We start from the raw sequence: 16,531 nt of genomic DNA, 5'->3' as shown, positions 1-16,531 counted from the left end.
GCATGCCCGCGAAGAGGCCGGTACTGACCAAGCAAGTTTCCCCGCAGAATCGGCAATCCCTTCCTAGACTTGTAAGTCTCCATGAGACCTGGTCTAGGAAGAGAGCGTCGTCATGTCCCAGTCGCCATCCCTGCATCAACTGCAAGAGCTCAACCCTTTCCTGCGTCGCCACCTGGGCCCCGATGCCGCAGAGCAGCAGGCCATGCTCAACGTGTTGGGTGTTGCCAGCCGCAACGAGCTGATCGAGCAGACCGTACCGCCAGACATCCGCCTCAATCGCCCCCTCGACCTGCCAGCGGCGCTGGACGAACAGGCCGCCCTGGCCAAGCTCGCCGGGTACGCCGAGCAGAACCAGGTCTGGACCAGCCTCATCGGCATGGGCTACCACGGCACCATCACCCCCACTGTCATCCTGCGTAACGTGCTGGAAAACCCCGGCTGGTACACCGCCTATACGCCGTATCAACCCGAAATCGCCCAAGGCCGGCTGGAGGCGTTGCTGAACTTCCAGCAAATGGTCATCGACCTCACCGGGCTGGCGCTGGCCAATGCCTCGCTGCTCGATGAAGCCACCGCCGCCGCCGAGGCCATGGCCTTGGCCAAGCGGATGGCGCGCAACAAGAGCAACGCCTTCTTTGCCGACCAGCACTGCCACCCGCAGACACTGTCGGTGCTGAAGACCCGCGCCGAGGGCTTTGGCTTCGAACTGATCGTCGACGCTGTGGATAACCTTGGCAAACACGCGGTGTTCGGCGCGTTGCTGCAGTACCCCGATACCCACGGCGAGGTGCGCGACCTGCGCCCGCTGATCGACCATCTGCACAGCCAGCAGGCGCTGGCCTGCGTGGCTGCCGACCTGCTCAGCCTGGTGGTGCTGGCGCCCCCCGGCGAGCTGGGCGCCGATGTGGTGCTGGGCTCGACCCAGCGCTTCGGCGTGCCGATGGGCTACGGTGGCCCCCACGCGGCCTACTTCGCCTGCCGCGACGACTACAAGCGTGCCATGCCGGGGCGCATCATTGGCGTGTCTCGCGATGCCCGTGGCAACACGGCGCTGCGCATGGCCCTGCAAACCCGCGAGCAGCATATCCGCCGCGAGAAGGCCAACTCCAACATCTGCACGGCCCAGGTGTTGTTGGCCAACATTGCCGGCTTCTACGCGGTGTATCACGGCCCTGAAGGCCTGCAGCGCATCGCCCAGCGTGTGCACCGGCTGACCTTCATCCTGGCGGCTGGCCTGGAAGCCAAAGGCATCCAGCGCCTCAACCAGCATTTCTTCGACACCCTCACCCTGGATGTAGGCGGTGCCCAGGCGGCCATTATCGAAAGCGCTGAAGCCGCGCACATCAACTTGCGCATTCTTGGCCGGGGGCACCTGGGCGTGAGCCTGGACGAAACCTGTAACGAGCACACGGTGTTGCGCCTGTTCGACATCTTCCTCGGTGTGGACCACGGCCTGGAGATCGCTGCCCTCGATCAGTTGGCCCTGCCCGAAGGCATTCCTGCCGGCCTGGTGCGGCGCACGCCGTTTCTCGCTCACCCGGTGTTCAACCTGCACCACAGCGAAACCGAGATGCTGCGCTACCTCAAGCAGTTGGAGAACAAGGACCTGGCCCTGAACCAGTCGATGATCCCGCTGGGTTCGTGCACCATGAAGCTCAACGCCACCAGTGAGATGATCCCCATCACCTGGCCCGGCTTTGCCCAGATGCACCCCTTTGCCCCGGTGGCCCAGGCCACGGGTTACAAGGCGATGATCGATGAACTCGAGCGCTGGCTGTGCGCGATTACCGGCTTCGACGCCATCTGCATGCAGCCCAACTCCGGTGCCCAGGGCGAGTACGCAGGCCTGATGGCCATTACTCGCTACCATCGCAGCCGCCACCAGCCACAGCGCACGCTGTGCCTGATCCCGTCGTCGGCCCACGGCACCAACCCGGCGTCGGCGCAAATGGCGGGCATGGAGGTGGTGATCGTGGATTGCGACGCGCACGGCAACGTCGACCTGGCCGACCTCAAGGCCAAGGCCCACGCGGCCGGGGAGCGCCTGTCATGCCTGATGGTCACGTACCCGTCCACCCACGGGGTGTACGAAGAGGGTATTCGCGAAATTTGCGAAGTGGTCCATCAGCACGGCGGCCAGGTGTACATGGATGGCGCCAACCTCAATGCCCAGGTGGGCCTGACGCGTCCGGCCGACATTGGTGCTGATGTCTCGCACATGAACCTGCACAAGACTTTCTGCATTCCCCACGGCGGGGGTGGCCCAGGCATGGGTCCGATCGGTATCCGCGCGCACCTGACGCCGTTTGTAGCCAGCCACCCCGTGGTACCGGTGCCCGGCCTGGACCCGAACAACAGCGCGGTCAGCGCTGCGCCCTGGGGTAGCGCAAGCATCTTGCCGATCAGCTGGATGTACATTGCCATGATGGGGCCGCAGTTGGCCGATGCCAGCGAGGTGGCGATCCTTTCGGCCAACTACCTGGCCAGCCAGCTGGGCGGCGCCTTCCCGGTGCTCTACCGCGGGCGCAACCAGCGGGTGGCGCATGAATGCATCCTGGACCTGCGGCCGTTGAAGGCACTGACTGGCATCAGCGAGGAGGACGTAGCCAAGCGCCTGATGGACTATGGCTTCCACGCCCCGACCATGTCGTTCCCGGTGCCGGGTACGCTGATGGTAGAGCCAACCGAAAGTGAGTCGAAAGCCGAGCTGGACCGGTTCGTCGAGGCGATGCTGGCGATTCGTGCGGAGATTGGCGAGGTGCAGGAGGGCAACTGGCCGGCGGAGAACAACCCGCTCAAGCACGCGCCGCATACCTTGGCCGATGTGCTGGGGGTGTGGGACCGACCCTACAGCCTGGAGCAAGCGGTGGCGCCCAGTGCTCACGTGCGCCAGCACAAGTACTGGCCGGCGGTGAACCGGGTGGACAACGTGTATGGGGACAGGAACCTGTTCTGCGCGTGTGTGCCGGTGGAGGCTTACCGCTGAGATTGGTGCTGGGTTTTTCGCGGGCCTGCCCGCTCCCACAGGAATTGCACAAGATTCAGCCTTGTGCAGTCCCTGTGGGAGCGGCAGGCCCGCGAGGCAGGCGACGCGGTTACTCGGCTACCGCATTCTTGGCCAGGATGGCATTGGCCAGCTCCATGTCGGAAGCCTGCATCCCTGGGTGCTCTGCCCGCGCCTGGCGCATGGCCGCTTCCAGGAACGGCCCGCGGATCGCGCCTTCGCTGGCGACGAAGCTGCTAGCGTCATCCTGTGCGGCCACAACCAGTTTGTGATCTCGCGAGGTCAGGTAGCTCGATGCCGTGGTTGCACCGGAAGTCATCACGTTACGCCAGAAGGTATCGGCCATGGCCGAGCCAATGGGCAGCGAAAGCAAGGCAGCGGCAGCGATGGCGGTTTTGAGACGCATGTTGAAACACCTCGAAGGGTGAGGGTTGAAGATGCGCGGTTGGATCTTTCCGGGCAAGGCAAGTTCCTTGAATACAAAGGACTTTTCGTCAGCTGCAGACGCGCAGCACTTCCTCGGCACGGGTCTGCCCGCAAGCCACTTTGGCCTCGCCGCAACGGCGCAGGTCAACCAGGCCATCGTCCAGTGCCTGTTGCCGCAAACGGGTAAGGTCGGCGTTCGGGCCAATCAATGCACGCAGGCTTTCGCTGGGCTGCAGCAGCTCGAACAGGCCCGTACGCCCATGAAAACCGGTGCCACGGCAGGTCAGGCAACTGGCTGATGGATTCGCCACACAGTCTGGGCACACAGTACGCACCAGTCGCTGGGCCATGACCCCGACCAGCGTGGCCTTGATCAGGTAGTCGGCCACACCCAGCTCTTGCAGGCGGGTGATTGCAGCGCAGGCGTCGTTGGTATGCAGGGTCGACAGTACCAGGTGCCCGGTCAGGGCCGCCTGCACCGCCACCAGCGCCGTTTCGCGGTCGCGGATCTCGCCGATCATGATGATGTCAGGGTCCTGGCGCAGCATGGCCCGCACGGCGCTGGCAAAACCCAGGTCTAGCGCGGGCTGTACCTGCAGCTGGTTGAAGGCCGGTTCCAGGCGCTCGATAGGGTCTTCGATGGTGCACAGGTTGACCTGCGGTGTGGCCAGCAGCTTGAGGCTGGCGTACAGCGTGCTGGTCTTGCCGGAACCGGTGGGGCCAGTGACCAGGATGATGCCCTGGCGCTGGCGCAGCAGGCCTTGCCACTGGGCCAGTTGTGGCCCCTGCAGACCGAGGCGCTCGAAGCCCTCGTGCAGTTGGTGCGGGTCGAACAGGCGCAGTACCAGCTTTTCGCCGAACGGGGTCGGCAGGGTCGACAGCCTTAGCTCCACTTCGCCGCCACCTGGTAGCCGGCTTTGCAGGCGGCCGTCCTGCGGGCGGCGCTTTTCTGCAACGTCCAGGCGGCCCAGGTGTTTCAGGCGGCTGACCAGCGCCAGGGTGACCCCGGCGGGGAAGGCATAGACGGTGTGCAGCAGGCCATCGATGCGGTAGCGCAACTGGCCCTGTGCGCGTCGGGGTTCCAGGTGGATATCGCTGGCGCGCTGATCAATGGCGTACTGCAGCAGCCAGTCGACGATATGCACGATGTGCGCGTCGTCGGCGCTGGCCTCGGCCTGGCGCTTGCCTAGCTCCAGCCACTGTTCGAGTTCGCCCAGGCTGGTCGATTGCTGGTGCTGCGCGCCCTTTACCGACTGGGCCAGGCGGTGAAACGACTGCCCTGACTGGCGAATCTGCAACGGGTTGGCCAGCACGCGGCGGATCGGGCGACCCAGGCTGCGGGCCAGGTCAGCCTGCCAGTCGTTCTGGTAAGGCTGGGCGCTGGCCACGGTGATGCCGGAAGGGTCGTCGGCGACGATCAGGATAGCGTGGCGCTGGGCGAAAGCGGGGGATACCAGGCCGGCGACCTGGGGCAGGTCGAGTTGCATGGGGTCGATACGCAGGTAGGGCTGGCCGACCTTGTTGGCCAGCCATTGGCAGAGGCTGTCCAAGTCCAGCAGTTGGCCGGGTTGTCGGCGGTCTTTCAGGCAGCAGGCGGCAACTTGTTCCAAGGGGTGGGCGGTGGGGTGTGCGGCGGCGTGTTCGAGCACTTGCAGGGTGTCGGTGGCGTGCAGGTACTGGTCGGCGAGCAGCGCCTGTAGCACGTGCTTCAGGTCGAGTTCCAGGTTGTCGGGGGTGTGCATGGTGGCGTCCGTGCCTGATGGGGAGTGCTGATCAGGCTAGTCGGATGGGTGAGATCTACCGAAACTGAAGGGTTTCGGAATTTTGCTATGCCTGTGCTGGCCTCTTCGCGGGCTCGCCCGCTCCCACAGGATGTCCACCGACCTCAAATACTGTGGTGTTCCTGTGGGAGCGGGCGAGCCCGCGAAGAGGCCGGCACAGGCACAGCAGAGGGTTCAGACCACTGCCAACGCCACCCGCTGTACATTGGTCAGGCTCACCTCACCCACACACACCAGATTACGCAGTTTCTGCGCAATCACTTCGGCCCGGTGCCAGCTCAGGCCGCCAATGCCGACTTCGATATCCAGCCAGTCTTCCTGCTGGCTGACGTGCACGCTGTGCGGGGTCAGGAACTGCAGGGCAAACAGGTTGAGCACGCGGCACAGGCTGTCGGGCTCGGCGTCGGCCTGCAGGCGGTAGTGCACGGTGCTGTGGGCGTTGCTGGCAGCCCAGGCGTCGGTACGGGGTTGTGCGTTCATGCTGGTCTCCGCAAATGTGGGAGAAATTCTTGCACGTCAGTGGCGGCATTTTTTCGCTATGATCTGATCATTTCGCTGTATTGATGAATTGATCAATTCAAATAACGCCGCTCAGGAGATTGAACAATGCATAGCGAGCTGGACGCTTACGACCGCCGCATTCTCGAACTGCTGCAAGAGGACGCTTCGCTGTCCAGCGCGCAGGTCGCCGAACGCGTAGGGCTGTCGCAATCGCCGTGCTGGCGGCGCATACAACGCTTGAAGGAAGAGGGGGTGATTCGCGGCCAGGTGACCTTGCTGGACCGCAAGAAGGTCGGCCTGAACACGCAGATTTTCGCCGAGGTGAAGCTCAACGCTCACGGGCGCTCCAACTTCACCGAGTTCACCGAGGCGATCCGCGGGTTTCCGGAGGTGCTTGAGTGTTACGTGCTGATGGGGGCGGTGGACTTTCTGCTGCGCATCGTCACGTCGGATATCGAGGCCTACGAGCGGTTCTTCTTCGAAAAGCTGTCGAACGTGCCGGGCATTCAGGAAGTGAACTCCATTGTGGCGCTGTCCGAGATCAAGTCCACCACCAGCCTGCCGCTGTCGCGGTGAGGCCATTCGCGGCGCCGAACCGCCGCGAAATGGCGACGCGGTATCAAGCCTTGATCAGGTGCTTCCAGCCGCGGCTCTGATCCACTGCCCGGGCTTGTTCGATACGCGCTTCCAGCACTTCATCGCTGATCGGCAGTTCGGCCAGCTCGTGCAGCTTTTTCAGGTCGCCATACAGGCGGTCCATCTGCGGCGCTTCCAGCACCTGGCGGGCGTGGTGCAGCCAGCCCAGCAGTTGCTCGATACGTGGCAGCTGCTCGGCCAGGTCTTCCGGGCGCTGGGTGTACAGCGGCAGCTTCAACGCACGGCCTTCCTCCCCCAGCAGGTGAGCCAGCCAGCTGGCCAGCTGCGCCTTGCCCTGGCGTTCGCCACGGCCTTTGCGCTCCACGGTCCAGGCGCGGGCCAGCAGCCAGCGCGAGGTTTCCAGCGAGAACTGGCCCCAGCGCACGTCTTCCAGCTCTTCGGCAAACTGCTCGGGCGCGGCGCGGCGGATGTCTTCGTCGTCGTTGCCGGCCTGCACCAGCGGGCGCCAGTCTTCCAGCAGGGCATCGAGGCTGCTGCGCAGGTCACGGGTGCTGGCACGCGGCGCGGCCTGGCCAAGGCTGGCGGTGAGGGCGCGCAGTTCGCTCAGGCACTCGACCCAGTCCTGCAGCAGGCGCCAGTGGCCGTTGTGGCGGTACTGCTCGGCCAGGCGCTGGCTGCTGCCCAGCAGTTGCCAGGCCAATGCGGCGTAGGCGTCGTCCAGGGCCATTTCGGCTTCCAGCTCGGTGTGCGGCAGGCCCAGCTCGTAGCTGTCCGGCTCCAGCAGGCGGTAGCCACGCTCTGCCTTGCTGATGTCGCAGGGCATCAGCGGCAGGCTGGCGGCCAGCTCGGCGGCCAGCTCCAACAGCGCTTGCGGGTCACCTTCGCGCAGTTCCAGCTCCAGCTCGCAGATCTCTTCCTTGCGCTTGCCGGCAATCACGAAGCCTTGGTCCAGCGCGGCCTCGATCACGACTTTGCTCTTGCCACGGCCCCAGGCGATTTCGGCGTATTCACGGCTGAAGTCGGTGGTGAACAGCGGCTTGATGGTTTTCTTGTCCAGGCCTGCCAGTTGCTCGGGCCAGCAGGTGGCGTCCAGCTTCTTCAGATCGAGCTTGACCTTGTCCAGGTTCCATTCGTACTCGTTGCGCTCGGACAGGCCGGCCACGCTGGTGCCGCGGCACTTGAGGGTCTGGATGACGGCATCGCCATCGCGGCGCAGGCGCAGGGCGACACGGGCGGCGGACAGCTCACGCTCGGGGGTGTCGAAGTACTGGTTGAGCAGTTCACGGGTCTGCCAGCCGGACTTGTTGCGCTTTTTCAGCAGAGGGTGCTCGCGCAGGGCGGCAAGGGTCTCGCGGCTGGCGCGGAGCTTCAGTTCGGTTTCTTTGTGCATCACAGACTCGAAAGAGGGGCGTGGTTGGCGGAGAGTCTACAGCAGTCAGCCGCCAACGGTTTATTCCAGACGGCGGATAGTCCTATGATGGGCAACGCTTCCGAGGAGTTTGCGCATGCCGTTGCCGACGCTGAAAGACCAGTTTGCCGCCTTGATCGCCGCGCCTTCGGTCAGTTGCACCCAGTCCGCGCTGGACCAGTCCAACCGCCAGGTCATCGACCTGCTGGCGGGGTGGCTGGGCGACCTGGGTTTCACATGCGACATCCAGCAGGTCACGCCGGGCAAGTTCAACCTCCTGGCCAGCCGTGGCAGCGGCCCGGGTGGGCTGGTGCTGGCCGGGCACAGCGACACTGTGCCCTATGACGAACAACTGTGGGCCAGCGACCCGTTGAAGCTGACCGAGGTCGATGGCCGCTGGGTCGGCCTGGGCAGTTGCGACATGAAGGGCTTCTTTGCCCTGGTCATCGAAGCCGTCATCCCGCTGCTGGAGCACGATTTCAAGCAACCACTGCTGATCCTCGCCACCTGCGACGAAGAAAGCTCCATGTCCGGTGCCCGCGCCCTGGCCGAGGCCGGCCAGCCGCTGGGCCGTGCGGCGGTCATCGGCGAGCCTACCGGGCTACGGCCGATCCGCATGCACAAGGGCATTCTCATGGACCGCATCGACATCCTCGGACGCAGCGGCCATTCGTCGGACCCGAACCTGGGCCGCAGCGCCATGGAGGCCATGCATGCGGTAATGGGCGAGCTGATGGGCCTGCGCCAGCAATGGCAACAAACCTATCGCAACCCACAGTTCACCGTGCCGACCCCGACCATGAACTTTGGCTGCATCCACGGCGGCGACAACCCCAACCGCATCTGCGGCCAGTGTGCGCTTGAATTCGACCTGCGACCGTTGCCGGGCATGGATGTAGAGCAACTGCGCGCAGCCATTCGCGAGAAGTTGGTGCCCGTGGCCGAGCGCCATGATGTGCGCATCGACTACGCGCCACTTTTCCCGGAGGTGCCGCCGTTCGAGCAGGCTGCCGATGCCGAGCTGGTGCAAGTGGCGGAACGCCTGACCGGCCATCGCGCCGAAGCGGTGGCGTTCGGCACCGAAGCGCCTTATCTTCAGCAGCTGGGCTGCCAGACCATCGTGCTGGGCCCTGGCGACATCGCCTGTGCCCACCAGCCCGGCGAATACCTTGAAATGTCACGAATCGAGCCTACCGTGCGTCTATTGCGTGACCTGATCCGGCACTATTGCCTGCACTAAACGTCAATCGAGTTGATTCGTTCCTGCCTAGAGGAGACCGCGCGTGACCGCAAGCCTGTTCCGACGATGATATTGAACGCCCCTTGTATCGCCGTTCTCCGTCCACTTATTCACAGGCCCTGTCATGCCCGACTACGTCAACTGGCTGCGTCATGCCTCCCCGTACATCAATGCCCATCGCGACTGCACCTTCGTGGTCATGCTCCCTGGCGATGGGGTGGAACACCCTAATTTCGGCAACATCGTCCACGACCTGGTGTTGCTGCACAGCCTTGGCGTGCGTCTGGTGCTGGTGCATGGCTCGCGCCCGCAGATCGAAAGCCGCCTGGCCGATCGCGGGCTGACCCCGCACTACCACCATGGCCTGCGTATTACCGATGCCGCCACCCTGGACTGCGTGATCGATGCCGTAGGCGCCCTGCGCCTGGCCATCGAGGCACGCCTGTCGATGGATATCGCCGCGTCGCCGATGCAGGGCTCGCGCCTGCGCGTGGCCTCCGGCAACCTGGTTACCGCACGGCCGATCGGCGTGCTCGAAGGGGTGGACTACCACCACACCGGTGAAGTGCGCCGGGTCGACCGCAAGGGCATCAGCCGCCTGCTCGACGAGCGCTCCATCGTGCTGCTGTCGCCGCTGGGCTACTCGCCCACCGGGGAAATCTTCAACCTGGCCTGCGAAGACGTGGCCACCCGTGCCGCCATCGAACTGGGGGCCGACAAGTTGCTGCTGTTCGGCGCCGAGCCGGGCCTGCTGGACGCGGACGGCAAGCTGGTGCGGGAACTGCGCCCGCAGCAGGTTGCCCCGCACTTGCAGCGCCTGGGCAGCGACTACCAGGGCGAGCTGCTGGACGCCGCCGCCGAGGCCTGCAAGGGCGGCGTGGCCCGCAGCCACATTGTCAGTTATGCCGAGGACGGCGCGCTGCTGACCGAGCTGTTCACCCGTGGTGGGGGCGGTACGCTGGTGTCGCAGGAGCAGTTCGAAGTGGTGCGTGAGGCGACCATCGAGGATGTGGGCGGCTTGCTGGAGCTGATCAGCCCCCTGGAAGAACAGGGCATCCTGGTGCGCCGCTCGCGTGAGGTGCTGGAGCGGGAGATCGAGCAGTTCAGCGTGGTGGAGCGCGAGGGCATGATCATCGCCTGTGCGGCGCTGTACCCGATTGCCGACTCCGAGGCAGGGGAACTGGCATGCCTGGCGGTGAACCCGGAATATCGCCACGGCGGGCGCGGGGATGAATTGCTGGAGCGCATCGAGAGCCGGGCGCGGCAGATGGGTTTGAACACCCTGTTTGTGCTTACGACGCGCACTGCGCACTGGTTCCGCGAGCGCGGTTTTGCACCCAGCGGCGTGGAGCGCCTGCCATCGGCGCGGGCATCGCTGTACAACTACCAGCGCAACTCGAAGATTTTCGAGAAACCCCTGTAAGCCTGTGCCGGCCTCTTCGCGGGCTCGCCCGCTCCCACAGGGTAATCTGCAGGGCTGAAGCCTGTGGTCTTCCTGTGGGAGCGGGCGTGCCCGCGAAGCAGGCGACACCGGTCTAAAACAAAAACGCCGCCCTTGTGGGCGGCGTTTTTTTACACGGTGTGCAGGTACCAGTTGTACTCGAGGTCGGAGATCGAGTGCTCGAACTCCTCCAGCTCGCTTTCCTTGCACGCGACAAAGATGTCGATGTACTTCGGATCGATGTACTTGTTGAGGATCTCGCTGTCGTCCAGCTCGCGCAGGGCATCGCGCAGGTTGTTCGGCAGGCTCTGCTCCAGCTGCTCGTACGAGTTGCCTTCGATCGGCTTGCCCGGCTCGATCTTGTTGGTCAGGCCATGGTGAACGCCAGCCAGCACGGCCGCCATCATCAGGTACGGGTTGGCATCGGCGCCGGCTACCCGGTGCTCGAGGCGCACGGCATCGGCAGAGCCTGTTGGCACACGCAGCGCTACGGTGCGGTTGTCCAGGCCCCAGCTTGGCGCGTTCGGTACATAGAACTGCGCGCCAAAGCGGCGGTACGAGTTGACGTTCGGGCAAAGGAACGCCATGGACGCGGGCAGGGTCTCGAGCACACCGCCGACAGCGTGACGTAGCGCGGCGTTCTGCTCGGGATCCTCGCTGGTGAAGATGTTGTGGCCATCTTTGTCCAGCACGGAAATGTGTACATGCAGGCCGTTGCCTGCCTGGCCCGGGTAGGGCTTGGCCATGAAGGTGGTGTCCATTTCATGGTCGTAGGCGATGTTCTTGATCAACCGCTTGAGCAGTACCGCGTAATCGCAGGCCTTGAGCGGGTCAGGCACGTGGTGCAGGTTGACTTCGAACTGCGCCGGGGCGCTTTCCTTGACGATGGCGTCGGCCGGGATGCCTTGTTCTTTCGCGCCTTCAAGGATGTCCTGCAGGCAGTCGGCATATTCGTCGAGGTCGTCGATCAGGTACACCTGGGTCGACTGCGGGCGTTTGCCCGAAATTGGCGAGCGCGGCGGCTGTGGGCGGCCGTTCACGTTCTCCTGGTCGATCAGGTAGAACTCCAGCTCGAATGCAGCGCAGATGGTAAGGCCCAGTTCGTCGAACTTGCTCACTACCTGACGCAGCACTTCACGAGGGTCGGCGAAGAACGGCTCGCCTTCGATCTCGTGCATGGTCATCAGCAGTTGGGCAGTGGGGCGCTTTTGCCACGGCTCATTACAGAGCGTGTCGGGGATCGGGTAGCAGATGCGGTCAGCATCGCCGATGTCCAGGCCAAGCCCGGTGCTTTCGACGGTGGAACCGTTGATGTCCAGGGCGAAGAGGGAGGCCGGCAGGTTGATGCCTTTCTCGTAAACCTTGTGGAGGCTGGTGCGCTCAATGCGCTTGCCACGCACCACACCATTCATATCTGCAATCAGAAGGTCAACGTAGAGAACCTCAGGATGTTCCTTAAGGAACGCGTTCGCTTCGTTAAGCTGAACGGCACGCGGGGGTACCGACATGATGCAACACCTTTGTTGTTAAAAATATCAATCAAGGGGGGCTTGCAGGACCAGTCAATCGAAAAGCCATACTGATGTCAAGCCAACCCCATGATGCCCTGAAATGGCACATCTACGGCAGATTTGCTGCAAATCGGGGCGTGCCATTATCCGCTATTTCACGTGTGAAGAGCTATCTCAAGCGTACCGTCTTTTATTTTTTACGCGGGTGTTGTGTAAAAAAATGAACAAGGCTAAGCTCGGTCACAACCCAGAACACAATAATACGAGGGTCACATGGTCCGCTTGCCGCGACCTGAAAGCACTGCCTGCGCAGTGCCAACAGGTACCTCTGTCGTTTTTGCAAGCTTCGTCAATGGCGTGGTCGCCCTGGCCGCAATAATTGACGTTTGGCGTTTCCGGGCCCGCCCTCGTAGCGGCTTGCCGCCCTTCGCTTCGTCTTCCTGCCCTTCGAACTCATTACGGACACACTTGTTTTCAGTGTATCCACTGCGGCGCTGCGCGGGGGTTTTTGCTTTAGCAATCTACTCCATCCAGAATCAATGCGCGGCCCACCTTACCTCCTGAGGTATTTATGAGTAACAACCTCGACCAGCTCACCGATTGGTTGAAAGAGCACAAGATCACCGAAGTCGAATGCATGATCAGTGACCTGACCGGCATCACGCGCGGCAAGATTTCGCCCACCAACAAATTCATCGCCGAAAAAGGCATGCGCCTGCCCGAGAGCGTGCTGCTGCAGACTGTGACCGGCGACTACGTCGACGACGACATCTATTACGAACTGCTCGACCCGGCCGACATCGACATGATCTGCCGCCCCGACGAGAATGCCGTGTTCCTTGTACCGTGGGCCATCGAGCCGACTGCGCAGGTGATCCACGACACCTACGACAAGAAGGGCAACCCGGTCGAACTGTCGCCACGCAACGTCTTGAAGAAAGTCCTCAAGCTCTACGCCGACAAGGGCTGGCAGCCGATTGTCGCGCCTGAGATGGAGTTCTACCTGACCAAGCGCAGCGAAGACCCGGACTTCCCGTTACAGCCCCCGGTAGGCCGTTCGGGCCGCCCGGAAACCGGCCGCCAGTCGTTCTCGATCGAAGCCGCCAACGAATTCGACCCGCTGTTCGAAGACGTCTACGACTGGTGCGAACTGCAGCAACTGGACCTGGACACGCTGATCCACGAAGACGGCACGGCGCAGATGGAAATCAACTTCCGTCACGGCGACGCCCTGCACCTGGCCGACCAGATCCTGGTGTTCAAGCGCACCATGCGCGAGGCGGCGCTCAAGCACAACGTGGCTGCCACCTTCATGGCCAAGCCGATGACCGGCGAGCCGGGCAGTGCCATGCACCTGCACCAGAGCGTGGTCGACGTGGCCACCGGCAAGAACATCTTCAGCAATGAAGACGGCAGCATGAGCGAGCTGTTCCTCCACCACATCGGTGGCCTGCAGAAGTTCATCCCCGAGGCACTGCCGCTGTTCGCCCCCAACGTCAACTCGTTCCGCCGCTTCCTGCCCGACACTTCGGCGCCGGTGAACGTGGAGTGGGGCGAAGAAAACCGCACTGTCGGCCTGCGCGTACCGGATGCCGGCCCGCAAAGCCGCCGGGTCGAGAACCGCCTGCCGGGCGCCGACGCCAACCCATACCTGGCCATTGCTGCCAGCCTGCTGTGTGGCTACATCGGCATGGTCGAAGGCATTCAGGCCAGCGCGCCGGTACAGGGCCGTGGCTACGAACGCCGCAATCTGCGCTTGCCGCTGACCATCGAAGACGCCCTGGAGCGCATGGAAAACAGCCGTGCGCTGGTGCAGTACCTGGGCAAGAAGTTCATCACCGGCTACGTCGCAACCAAGCGCGCCGAGCATGAAAACTTCAAGCGTGTCATCAGTTCCTGGGAGCGAGAGTTCCTGCTGTTCGCTGTCTGATAAACCCTGGGGCCGCTGGAGCGCGGCTGTCGAACAACGGAGAAGCACATGAGCACCAACAACCCGCAAACCCGTGAATGGCAAACCCTGAGCGGGGAGCACCATCTCGCACCTTTCAGTGACTACAAGCAGCTGAAGGAGAAGGGGCCGCGCATCATCACCAAGGCCCAGGGGGTGCATTTGTGGGACAGCGAGGGGCACAAGATCCTCGACGGCATGGCGGGCCTGTGGTGCGTGGCGGTGGGTTACGGCCGTGAAGAGCTGGTTCAGGCAGCAGAAAAGCAGATGCGCGAGCTGCCGTACTACAACCTGTTCTTCCAGACGGCCCACCCGCCTGCACTGGAACTGGCCAAGGCCATTACCGATGTGGCGCCCGAGGGCATGACCCATGTGTTCTTCACCGGCTCCGGCTCCGAAGGCAACGACACCGTGCTGCGCATGGTGCGCCACTACTGGGCGTTGAAGGGCAAGCCGCACAAGCAGACCATCATCGGCCGTATCAACGGCTACCACGGCTCCACCTTCGCCGGTGCTTGCCTGGGCGGCATGAGCGGCATGCACGAGCAGGGCGGCCTGCCGATCCCGGGCATCGTGCACATCCCGCAGCCGTACTGGTTCGGCGAAGGCGGTGACATGACCCCGGATGCGTTCGGTATCTGGGCGGCCGAACAGCTGGAGAAGAAAATCCTCGAAGTCGGCGAAGACAACGTCGCCGCCTTCATCGCCGAGCCTATCCAGGGCGCAGGCGGCGTGATCATCCCGCCGGAAACCTACTGGCCGAAGGTGAAGGAGATTCTCGCCAAGTACGACATCCTGTTCGTTGCCGACGAAGTCATCTGTGGTTTCGGCCGTACCGGCGAGTGGTTCGGCTCTGATTACTACGACCTCAAGCCCGACCTGATGACCATCGCCAAGGGCCTGACCTCCGGTTACATCCCCATGGGCGGTGTGATCGTGCGTGACAAAGTGGCCAAGGTGATCAGCGAAGGCGGTGACTTCAACCACGGCTTCACCTATTCGGGCCACCCGGTAGCGGCGGCGGTGGGCCTGGAAAACCTGCGCATCCTGCGCGACGAGCAAATTGTCGAGAAGGCGCGTACTGAAGCGGCACCGTATTTGCAAAAGCGTTTGCGTGAGCTGCAGGACCACCCGCTGGTGGGTGAAGTGCGCGGCCTTGGCATGCTTGGCGCGATCGAGCTGGTGAAAGACAAGGCCACCCGCAGCCGTTACGAGGGCAAGGGCGTGGGCATGATCTGCCGCACCTTCTGCTTCGAAAACGGCCTGATCATGCGTGCGGTGGGTGACACCATGATCATCGCGCCGCCGCTGGTCATCAGCCATGCGGAAATCGACGAACTGGTGGAAAAGGCACGCAAATGCCTCGACTTGACCCTTGAGGCGATTCGGTAGGCATTTGCTAGGCTAGCGATGTGACATTAAGTCGTTACAAGGCTCTGCTTTCCTTGAAACAGAGCCTCGTAACTTGCCAGACTAGCGACTGATTCAGTCGCCGCGCGCTCTGCACCGTAGGTCCTGGCTGCTGAACAGATGGCTAAATAAAAATTCTGGAGCATGACGCATGAATAAAATGGGCAAGACGTTGCTGGCCGCAGCCCTGATGGGTGCCATGGCTACTGCTGCACAGGCTGACGACAAGGTGTTGAACGTCTACAACTGGTCGGACTACATCGCGCCGGACACCATCGCCAAGTTCGAGAAGCAGACCGGTATCAAGGTCAAGTACGACGTCTTCGACAGCAACGAAACCCTCGAAGCCAAGCTGCTGGCAGGCAAGTCGGGCTACGACATCGTGGTGCCGTCCAACAACTTCCTGGCCAAGCAGATCAAGGCGGGGGTTTACGAGGAACTGGACCGTTCCAAGCTGGCTAACTGGAAAAACCTCGATCCGGACCTGCTCAAAGCCGTTGGCGATGCCAGCGACAAGGACAACAAGCACGCCTTCCCGTACATGTGGGGCTCGATCGGCATCGGCTACAACCCGGAGAAGGTCAAGGCCGCGCTGGGCGTGGACAAGATCGACTCGTGGGACGTCGTGTTCAAGCCTGAGAACATTGCCAAGCTCAAAAGCTGCGGTGTGAGCTTCCTGGATGCACCGACCGAAATGATCCCGGCCGCGCTGCACTACCTGGGCCTGCCGAGCGACAGCACCAAGAAAGAAGACCTGAAGGCCGCCGAGGACCTGTTCCTCAAGATTCGTCCTTCGATCACCTATTTCCACTCCTCCAAGTACATCGGCGACATGGCCAACGGCAACATCTGTGTAGCCGTCGGTTACTCGGGTGACCTGGAGCAGTCCAAGGCACGTGCCCACGAAGCCGGCGACAAAGTCAAAGTGGACTACGTCATTCCGAAGGAAGGCGCCGGTACTTTCTACGACATGGTCGCCATCCCGAAAGATGCCGAGCACAAGGATGAGGCCTACCAGTTCATGAACTTCCTGCTGCAGCCGGAAATCATGGCCGAGATCACCAACGCCGTGCGCTTCCCGAACGGCAACCAGGCTGCCACTGCGCTGGTGGATAAAGACATCAGCGGTGACCCGAGCATTTACCCGCCTGCCGAAGTGAAGAAGCAGCTGTACGCAATCGCTGCGCCTGACGCTTCTGTGCAGCGTGTGATCACCCGCAGCTGGACCAAGATCAAATCGGGCAAATAAGCCCGATGCGACACC

12 protein-coding genes are annotated in these 16,531 nt (G+C 62.9%); 7 read left to right on the top strand and 5 right to left on the bottom strand.

Annotated features, from left to right (window positions below):
* Positions 1–112: 112 nt before the first annotated feature.
* The gene (gene gcvP, locus PP4_RS26525) at positions 113–2,986 is read left to right on the top strand and encodes an aminomethyl-transferring glycine dehydrogenase (protein ID WP_016502154.1); all 2,874 of its coding nucleotides are present in this window, start codon (positions 113–115) and stop codon (positions 2,984–2,986) included.
* Positions 2,987–3,095: 109 nt separating this feature from the next.
* Here the strand turns inward: gcvP and PP4_RS26520 are convergent, their stop codons facing one another.
* From PP4_RS26520 to PP4_RS26510, 3 genes are all read right to left on the bottom strand, one after another.
* The gene (locus PP4_RS26520) at positions 3,096–3,410 is read right to left on the bottom strand and encodes a DUF2388 domain-containing protein (protein WP_016502153.1); all 315 of its coding nucleotides are present in this window, start codon (positions 3,408–3,410) and stop codon (positions 3,096–3,098) included.
* An 88-nt stretch (positions 3,411–3,498) separates the two neighbouring features.
* The gene (locus PP4_RS26515) at positions 3,499–5,172 is read right to left on the bottom strand and encodes a GspE/PulE family protein (RefSeq protein WP_016502152.1); all 1,674 of its coding nucleotides are present in this window, start codon (positions 5,170–5,172) and stop codon (positions 3,499–3,501) included.
* Between the two features lie 213 nt (positions 5,173–5,385).
* A complete protein-coding gene (locus tag PP4_RS26510; RefSeq protein ID WP_016502151.1) occupies positions 5,386–5,691 on the bottom strand; it encodes a hypothetical protein in 306 nt (101 codons plus the stop codon).
* A gap of 126 nt (positions 5,692–5,817) precedes the next feature.
* On the opposite strand from PP4_RS26510, the gene PP4_RS26505 reads away from it, so the two are divergent.
* Complete coding sequence (locus PP4_RS26505; RefSeq protein ID WP_016502150.1) at positions 5,818–6,288, top strand: Lrp/AsnC family transcriptional regulator; 471 nt, start codon at positions 5,818–5,820, stop codon at positions 6,286–6,288.
* A gap of 43 nt (positions 6,289–6,331) precedes the next feature.
* On the opposite strand, the gene PP4_RS26500 is transcribed toward PP4_RS26505, so the two are convergent.
* A complete protein-coding gene (locus PP4_RS26500) occupies positions 6,332–7,699 on the bottom strand; it encodes a CYTH domain-containing protein (protein ID WP_016502149.1) in 1,368 nt (455 codons plus the stop codon).
* Positions 7,700–7,814: 115 nt separating this feature from the next.
* On the opposite strand from PP4_RS26500, the gene argE reads away from it, so the two are divergent.
* On the top strand, positions 7,815–8,957 hold the full coding sequence (gene argE, locus PP4_RS26495; RefSeq protein ID WP_016502148.1) for an acetylornithine deacetylase: 1,143 nt from the start codon (positions 7,815–7,817) through the stop codon (positions 8,955–8,957).
* Positions 8,958–9,081: 124 nt separating this feature from the next.
* A complete protein-coding gene (argA, locus tag PP4_RS26490; RefSeq protein ID WP_016502147.1) occupies positions 9,082–10,380 on the top strand; it encodes an amino-acid N-acetyltransferase in 1,299 nt (432 codons plus the stop codon).
* Between the two features lie 149 nt (positions 10,381–10,529).
* Here argA and PP4_RS26485 read toward each other — a convergent pair whose 3' ends face one another.
* A complete protein-coding gene (locus tag PP4_RS26485) occupies positions 10,530–11,906 on the bottom strand; it encodes a glutamine synthetase family protein (RefSeq protein ID WP_016502146.1) in 1,377 nt (458 codons plus the stop codon).
* A 574-nt stretch (positions 11,907–12,480) separates the two neighbouring features.
* Between PP4_RS26485 and PP4_RS26480 the strand changes: the two genes are divergently transcribed.
* The 3 genes from PP4_RS26480 to PP4_RS26470 all read left to right on the top strand — a co-directional run bounded on the left by PP4_RS26480 (position 12,481) and on the right by PP4_RS26470 (position 16,516).
* Positions 12,481–13,839, top strand: coding sequence for a glutamine synthetase family protein (locus PP4_RS26480; protein ID WP_016502145.1), 1,359 nt, complete (start codon positions 12,481–12,483; stop codon positions 13,837–13,839).
* 48 nt (positions 13,840–13,887) lie between these two features.
* On the top strand, positions 13,888–15,249 hold the full coding sequence (locus tag PP4_RS26475; protein WP_016502144.1) for an aspartate aminotransferase family protein: 1,362 nt from the start codon (positions 13,888–13,890) through the stop codon (positions 15,247–15,249).
* A gap of 169 nt (positions 15,250–15,418) precedes the next feature.
* Complete coding sequence (locus PP4_RS26470) at positions 15,419–16,516, top strand: polyamine ABC transporter substrate-binding protein (RefSeq protein ID WP_016502143.1); 1,098 nt, start codon at positions 15,419–15,421, stop codon at positions 16,514–16,516.
* Positions 16,517–16,531: the final 15 nt, after the last annotated feature.

The organism is Pseudomonas putida NBRC 14164, assembly GCF_000412675.1.
GTDB classification, from domain to species: domain Bacteria; phylum Pseudomonadota; class Gammaproteobacteria; order Pseudomonadales; family Pseudomonadaceae; genus Aquipseudomonas; species Aquipseudomonas putida.
This window is presented reverse-complemented; position numbering and strand designations above follow the sequence as displayed.

Excerpts from the sequence above, each read along its gene's own strand:
- PP4_RS26515 (WP_016502152.1), bottom strand. The coding sequence starts at position 5,172 with ATGCACACCCCCGACAACCTGGAACTCGACCTGAAGCACGTGCTACAG.
- PP4_RS26470 (WP_016502143.1), top strand. The coding sequence starts at position 15,419 with ATGAATAAAATGGGCAAGACGTTGCTGGCCGCAGCCCTGATGGGTGCC.
- PP4_RS26475 (WP_016502144.1), top strand. The coding sequence starts at position 13,888 with ATGAGCACCAACAACCCGCAAACCCGTGAATGGCAAACCCTGAGCGGG.
- PP4_RS26500 (WP_016502149.1), bottom strand. The coding sequence starts at position 7,699 with ATGCACAAAGAAACCGAACTGAAGCTCCGCGCCAGCCGCGAGACCCTT.
- PP4_RS26480 (WP_016502145.1), top strand. The coding sequence starts at position 12,481 with ATGAGTAACAACCTCGACCAGCTCACCGATTGGTTGAAAGAGCACAAG.
- PP4_RS26510 (WP_016502151.1), bottom strand. The coding sequence starts at position 5,691 with ATGAACGCACAACCCCGTACCGACGCCTGGGCTGCCAGCAACGCCCAC.
- PP4_RS26485 (WP_016502146.1), bottom strand. The coding sequence starts at position 11,906 with ATGTCGGTACCCCCGCGTGCCGTTCAGCTTAACGAAGCGAACGCGTTC.
- argA (WP_016502147.1), top strand. The coding sequence starts at position 9,082 with ATGCCCGACTACGTCAACTGGCTGCGTCATGCCTCCCCGTACATCAAT.
- PP4_RS26505 (WP_016502150.1), top strand. The coding sequence starts at position 5,818 with ATGCATAGCGAGCTGGACGCTTACGACCGCCGCATTCTCGAACTGCTG.
- PP4_RS26520 (WP_016502153.1), bottom strand. The coding sequence starts at position 3,410 with ATGCGTCTCAAAACCGCCATCGCTGCCGCTGCCTTGCTTTCGCTGCCC.
- argE (WP_016502148.1), top strand. The coding sequence starts at position 7,815 with ATGCCGTTGCCGACGCTGAAAGACCAGTTTGCCGCCTTGATCGCCGCG.
- gcvP (WP_016502154.1), top strand. The coding sequence starts at position 113 with ATGTCCCAGTCGCCATCCCTGCATCAACTGCAAGAGCTCAACCCTTTC.